Below are 7,111 nucleotides of genomic sequence, written 5' to 3' on the forward strand. Positions count from 1 at the left end.
CCTTTATTTTTGTTTTGTTTAAGGTAAGCTTAATTATTTCTCAGGAAATAATTAAGCTTACCTATAATAATTTTTCAACTATATAATAGGATTCTTAGCTGGTTTGCCAGCTTTTCTAGGGTATTTAACTGGTGTTTCTTTTATTTTTTTAAAAATTAATATATTATGATTTAAATCTATTTCTGGTAATTCCACATCTATTTTTTCAACAAATTCTAATCCCAAAATATCAATAGCTTTTTGTGATTCTTCTAGTTCTAGATTAGCATTTGGACCTTTTAAACAAATGAAGTATCCTCCAACTTTTACAAATGGTACACAAAATTCCATAAGAATTGGTAATCCAGCTACAGCTCTTGCTGTAGCAATATCATACTTTTCTCTATACTTTTCATCTTTACCAAAATCTTCAGCTCTTCCATGTATAAATTTAATATTAGCTAATTCTAATTCTCTACCAACCTCCTCTAAAAAGTTTATTCTTTTATTCAAAGAGTCTAGTAAGGTAAGTTCTAAATCATCTAAACATATTTTTAATGGTATCCCAGGAAATCCAGCACCTGTACCAACATCTATTATAGACATACCATTTTTTATATATCCATTTTTTACAGCTGAAATAGAATCTAAAAAGTGCTTCACATATACCTCTTTTTCATCTTCTATCCCAGTAAGATTCATCTTTTGATTCCAATCAACTAATATCTCTCTATATTTTTTAAATTTTTCTAGCATACTATCATTAGTAATTATATTAAAATCTTCAATCCCATTTTTCAGAAGCTCTATGTTATTCACCTTTGCCACCTCTAGTTCTTCTGACTTGTTCTAGGTATATAAGTAAAACTGATATATCAGCTGGAGAAACTCCAGATATACGGGAAGCTTGTCCTATTGAAATAGGTTTTATATCATCTAACTTCTGTCTAGCCTCTAATCTAAGTCCTTCTATAGATGAATAGTTTATTTTCTCATCTAACTTTTTATTCTCAAGTTTCTTAAATTGATCTATTTGTTTTAATTGTTTTTCTATATAACCTTCATATTTAGTTATTATTACGCATTGCTCTTTAACTTCTCTTGAAACATCTTCACCAGCGCCTTTTCCTAATTCTTCAAGCAATTCATAAGTAACCTCTGGTCTTTTTAAAAACTCATACAACGAAATTCCAACTTTTATTGGTGTTGCTCCTTTTTCTTCTAACAGACTATTTACTTCTTTTGGCGTAACTCTTTCATTTTTTAATCTTTCAAATTCTTTCTCTACAGCAGTCTTTTTATTTATGAATCGTTCATATCTATCTTTTTTAACTAATCCTATATCATAACCTTTTTGAGTTAATCTCATATCTGCATTATCTTGTCTCAAATACAACCTGTATTCTGCTCTTGATGTCATCATTCTATAAGGCTCATTAGTCCCTTTAGTAACAAGGTCATCTAATAAAACACCTATATATGCTTCTGAGCGGTCTAATACAAATGGTTCTTTTCCTTCTATTTTTCTAACTGCATTTATACCAGCCATAAGCCCTTGAGCTGCTGCCTCTTCATATCCAGAAGTTCCATTAAATTGACCAGCACTAAATAAGTTCTCTACTCCCTTTATTTCCAAATTTATTTTTAGTTGTGTTGGGTCAACACAATCATATTCAATAGCATATGCAGGTCTCATTATCTTACAGTTTTCAAGCCCTTTTATTGTTTTGTACATATCTAATTGCACTTCAAAAGGTAAACTAGTTGAAATTCCTTGGATATACATTTCTTTAGTATTTAACCCTTCTGGTTCTATAAATAGTTGATGTGATGTTTTATCGCTAAATCTTACTACCTTATCTTCTATAGAAGGACAATATCTTGGTCCAGTACTTTCTATTACTCCACTATACATAGCAGACCTTTTTAAATTATCCAATATAACTTTCTGAGTTTCTTCAGTAGTTCTCGTTAAATAGCAAGGTTCTTGCTTTTTTTCTATATTTTCATTCATAAATGAGAATGGAGTTACTTTTTCATCACCTTCTTGTAAAGACATTACAGAAAAGTCTATGCTATCTCTATGGACTCTAGCTGGAGTTCCTGTCTTAAACCTTCTCATTCTAAGACCCAATTCAACTAAGCTATCTGTAAGGTATTTTGCATATCCTAATGCATTAGGTCCTTCATAAAATGCAACCTCACCCATATATATTTTTGAATTTAAATAAACTCCAGTAGCTAGTATTACAGCTTTAGATTTAAATGAACATCCTAATTTAGTCCCAACTCCTATTACAACATTTCCTTCATGTAAAATTTCCACTACTTCATCCATAGCTATATCAAGATTTGGTTCATCTTCCAATGTCTTTTTCATTTCTTCATGATATTTAAATTTATCTGCTTGAGCTCTTAAAGAGTGTACTGCTGGTCCTTTGGCAGTGTTTAACATTCTACTTTGTATATATGTCTTATCTATATTTAATCCCATTTGGCCGCCCAAAGCATCTATTTCTTTAACCAATTGACCTTTACCAGTTCCACCAATGGATGGATTACAAGGCATTAATGCTATAGAATCTAAAGACATTGTTATTATCAAAGTTTTATATCCCATTCTTGCAGTAGCCAAAGCAGCTTCACACCCAGCATGTCCTGCCCCAACTACTATAACATCATATTTTCCTGCTTCAAACTTTATCATTTATAATTCCTTTCTTTTTAAATTAATGTTTCATGAGAAACACTATAATTTTTTTAAAACCTCTATAATAAAAAAAATCAAATTTGCTTTTAAACCTTACTTACCTATACAGAAATTATGGAATATATTATCTAATAAATCCTCTGTTACTGTATCTCCATTAATATAACCAAGATAATCCCATATATTTTTTAAATCTACCTCTACAAAGTCAAATGGCATGCTTTGTTCTAAAGCAATTAAAGCATCTGTGGCAGATTTATATGCTTTACTAAGTGCATCTTTATGTCTAGAATTTGTTACTACTAAACTCGAATTATTTTTAACGCTACCTTTATATACCATAGATTCTATTTTATCCTGTAATTCTTCTATACCTTCTTGTTGTAAAGCTGATATTTTTATTATACTATTATTTTCTACATATTTAAGTATTTTTTCTTCTTCAATTTGCTGTTTTAAATCATTCTTATTTAATAGTACTATTGTTTGTTTATCTCTAAGGCTTTCCAATATCTCTATATCTTCTTCTGACAACTTTCTAGATGCATCTAAAACCATTATAATCAAATCTGCACTAGTAAATGATTCTCTAGATTTTTCAACACCTATTTTTTCAACTATATCATCAGTATCTCTTATACCTGCTGTATCAACGATTTTTAAAGGTATCCCTTTTATATTTACAAACTCTTCTATAACATCTCTAGTAGTTCCTGGTATATCAGTAACTATAGCTCTGTTCTCTCCTAAAATGGAGTTAAGTAGTGAAGACTTACCTACATTTGGTTTACCAACTATTACTGTTTTTAAACCTTCTCTAAGTATTTTTCCACTTTCAGCTGTGTCATATAATTTTTTAATTTCCTTTTTAAGCTCATCAGTTTTTTCTTTAAGAGTTTGATATGTTATATGCTCAATGTCTTCTTCAGGATAATCTATAGCAACTTCCACATGAGCTAATATCTCTGTAACTTTATCTCTTAATTCTCTTATCCTTTTTGATAAAGAACCCTCTAATTGGTTTTGAGCAACTTCATGAGCTATATCAGTTTTGGCTTTTATAACATCAATTACTGCCTCTGCCTGTGATAAATCTATTCTCCCATTTAAAAATGCTCTTTTAGTAAACTCTCCAGCTTCTGATAATCTAACATCTTTTGATAATATTAATTCTAAGATTTTCTTTACTGAAATAAATCCACCATGACAATTGATTTCTATTACATCTTCTCCTGTGTATGAATTTGGACCTTTCATATATGCCAATAAAACTTCATCAATTACATTTCCATCGTCTACTATATTTCCATATATTAATGTTCTCTTATTATATTCTTTAATACTCTTCCTTGACATAGACTTAAAAATTTCTTCTGCAATCTTTAAAGATTTTTCTCCACTTATTCTAATTATTCCTATACCACCTTCTCCAGGTGCTGTAGCTATTGCTGCAATTGTATCATCTATAAACAAATTTATCACCTCTTAATTTATAATTTTTTACATATAGATTTACTTTTGACTAATCACAATAATATAATAATATTAAAAAATAAAACCCCCTAATGTTTAGGAGGTTGATTTTATCTTTTACACTCAATTACTAATCTTCTATATGGATCGGTTCCTTCACTATATGTAATTACATATTTGTCGTTTTGAAGAGCTGAATGTATTATTCTTCTCTCATACGGATTCATATAATCTAATTTTTTAGTTTTTCTTGTTTTCGCTACTTCTCTAGCAACTTTATTAGCATATCTTATTAAAGATTCTTCTCTTTTTGATCTATAGTTTTCTATATCTACAAGCACTCTTGTATGAGAATCTTTATTTATTTTATTAAGAGCTAATCCAGTTAAAAATTGAATAGAATCTAAAGTTTCCCCTCTTCTACCAATTAAACTTGCAGCTTCTTTGCCTTCAATATCAACCATGATTAAATTATCTTTTTGAGATACATTGACTTTGGCATCAACATTTGCATTTTTCAACATTACCTCTATAAAATTTTTAGCTACATCTAGTTCCTTCTCGATAACAAAAATTTCATAAGTCCCATCTTTAGCACCTATGAGACCTAAAAACCCCTTGCTCGGATTTTCAAGTATTTCAACTTCTATATCCTCTGCTTTTAAATTTAATTCTGCTATAGCCTTACTTATAGCTTCTTCCCTACTTTTACTTTTTATTAATTTTAGGCTTTTTCTCATTAACTTTTTCCTCCTTAGAGTTAGCAGCCAGCTTAGCTTTTAAAGGATTCATTATTAAGTAGTATTGAGCTATTGAGAATAAGTTACTTACTGTCCAGTACAATGTAAGTCCTGCTGGGAATATAAATCCCCAATAGAAAGACATACCTGCCATTACATATGTCATTACTTTCATAGAGCCTTGTAATTGATCTTTTGGAGTCATTACTTTTTGCATTACATATGCACTTGCTCCTGAAAATACTGCTAGTACATAATCTGGTGCTGTTAAGCTTTTTATCCATAAAAAACCATTATCAGCTGCTAAAAATGCAGCTTGATTTGCAAAAACGCCATGAGCAACTGGCTCTCTCAAAACGCTAAATAATCCTATTAATATAGGAAACTGTATTAATAAAGGTAAACAACCAGATAGTGGATTAATTTTAGCTTCTCCATATAACTTAACAATTTCTTCATTTTGTTTTTCTGGCTTATTTTTATATTTTTCTTGTATCTCTTTTATACGAGGTTGTATATCTTGCATTGCCTTTGTTGACTTAGTCTGCTTAACTGTTAATGGTAATAAAATAATCTTTACAAGGATAGTAAAAAGTATTATAGAAATACCATAATGATTAACAAATTCAAATATTACCTTAAGAATCATTCCTAAGAAATTTCCTATTATATTCAATTTTTTTATACCTCCTAATAGTTACTCTCTTTTATTTTAGAGGATCGTAACCTCCTGGATGAAAAGGATGACATTTTAAAACTCTTCTTACGGTTAAATACATACCTTTTACAAATCCATATTTCTTAAATGCCTCTATTGAATATTGTGAGCAAGTTGGATAAAATCTACAGGTAGGTCCCTTTAAGGGAGATATATATTTTTGATAAAATCTCACTAAATAAATACATAAATTCGATAAATGCTTACTTATTTCCTTTAATATATAAATTATTTTATTCAAAGTTATGAACCTCCATACTTATAGCATACAATTTAAATAGAAATATCCGTTCTTTTAACTAAATTTTTTATAGACTTGTCTATGTCTTTAAAAGTAGCATCTTTACTAGATACTCTTGCTATAAATACTATATCATATCCAGGCTTAATTTTTTCATCAATATTTAATCTGTAGACTTCTTTTATTAGTCTTCTTACTCTATTTCTAGTGATGGCTTTTCCTACTTTCTTAGAAACAGAAATGCCTATCCTACTATAATCTGATTTATTTTTAAGTATATATATTACTAAATATTTGTTTGCAAAAGATTTGCCGTGTTTATATACTTTTCTAAAATCAGAGTCCTTTTTTAACCCTTTAGTCCTATTAAAGTCCATAGTTAACCTCCATAAACACAGCTATGAATTGTAATTATTTACACAAAAAGGCCACCTTTGCAGCGGCCCTTTTGTAATTAATGAGTTAATCTATTTCTTCCTTTAGCTCTTCTTCTCTTTAACACGTTTCTTCCGTTAGACGTCTTCATTCTTTTTCTGAAACCATGTTCTTTACTTCTTTGTCTCTTTTTTGGTTGATAAGTTCTTTTACTCATTATTTTGCACCGCCTTTCAGATTTCATTTTCCGTTTATAAAAATAATAACTTTACCCTCAAAGTAAACATAACACATATAATTATAAATACTTTTATCACTGTTGTCAACGAGTTTTTGGGACGCTTCTATCACAAAATCTACCATATATATATTATGTATTTTTTTTATTGAAAATACTAGTAAAAATCTATTTAATTTTATTCTAAATTATTTTTTTCAATTATATGCACAAATAAAGCAATTTTAACATGTTTATATTTTTATCAACAATTAGTTAATATTGTGGATAAATTAGTTACAAATCATTGAAGTTTGACATATATTTTGATATTATAAATATACTTGTTGATAATGTGCATAAATGTTATCAACTTATTAAAAATTATTCACAGCTTGTGGATACTTTTGTGTATAACTTTTAAGATTACTGACAATACTCTAGTTATAATCACCATTTATTGTATGTTTATGTTATTTATAACTTTATCTACATATTGTTTATATCTTTTCATATTTTTTTAATAATTTATACTATTATTAATTTATCAACACCATTATCCATAAATTTAGTTATTCTGTAAAATTTATATATATTTTTGCTTTTCTGTTAATAACTTTGTGGAAAATATTAATTATTCTGTTCGGAGGTTTATATT

At 28.6% G+C, this 7,111-nt stretch carries 8 protein-coding genes; all 8 read right to left on the minus strand.

The features are described from left to right. Positions 1-78: 78 nt before the first annotated feature. The gene (gene rsmG, locus ACTG45_RS19835) at positions 79-798 is read right to left on the minus strand and encodes a 16S rRNA (guanine(527)-N(7))-methyltransferase RsmG (protein ID WP_021386613.1); all 720 of its coding nucleotides are present in this window, start codon (positions 796-798) and stop codon (positions 79-81) included. Further along, positions 791-2,686, minus strand: coding sequence for a tRNA uridine-5-carboxymethylaminomethyl(34) synthesis enzyme MnmG (gene mnmG, locus ACTG45_RS19840; RefSeq protein WP_021386603.1), 1,896 nt, complete (start codon positions 2,684-2,686; stop codon positions 791-793). The genes rsmG and mnmG overlap by 8 nt, the downstream gene beginning before the upstream one ends. Before the next feature lie 96 nt (positions 2,687-2,782). Then, positions 2,783-4,162, minus strand: a complete 1,380-nt coding sequence (gene mnmE / locus ACTG45_RS19845) for a tRNA uridine-5-carboxymethylaminomethyl(34) synthesis GTPase MnmE (protein ID WP_021386576.1) — start codon at positions 4,160-4,162, stop codon at positions 2,783-2,785. Between the two features lie 110 nt (positions 4,163-4,272). Further along, positions 4,273-4,902, minus strand: coding sequence for an RNA-binding cell elongation regulator Jag/EloR (gene jag, locus ACTG45_RS19850; RefSeq protein WP_021386604.1), 630 nt, complete (start codon positions 4,900-4,902; stop codon positions 4,273-4,275). Further along, complete coding sequence (locus ACTG45_RS19855; protein WP_021386599.1) at positions 4,871-5,578, minus strand: YidC/Oxa1 family membrane protein insertase; 708 nt, start codon at positions 5,576-5,578, stop codon at positions 4,871-4,873. The genes jag and ACTG45_RS19855 overlap by 32 nt, the downstream gene beginning before the upstream one ends. 31 nt (positions 5,579-5,609) lie before the next feature. Further along, a complete protein-coding gene (gene yidD / locus ACTG45_RS19860) occupies positions 5,610-5,861 on the minus strand; it encodes a membrane protein insertion efficiency factor YidD (protein WP_021386578.1) in 252 nt (83 codons plus the stop codon). A gap of 32 nt (positions 5,862-5,893) precedes the next feature. Next, entirely contained in the window at positions 5,894-6,238 is a 345-nt protein-coding gene (rnpA, locus tag ACTG45_RS19865) for a ribonuclease P protein component (protein WP_021386625.1), read from the minus strand. A gap of 77 nt (positions 6,239-6,315) precedes the next feature. Beyond that, on the minus strand, positions 6,316-6,453 hold the full coding sequence (gene rpmH, locus ACTG45_RS19870) for a 50S ribosomal protein L34 (protein WP_003420485.1): 138 nt from the start codon (positions 6,451-6,453) through the stop codon (positions 6,316-6,318). Positions 6,454-7,111: the final 658 nt, after the last annotated feature.

It is taken from the genome of Clostridioides sp. LIBA-7602, assembly GCF_056688945.1.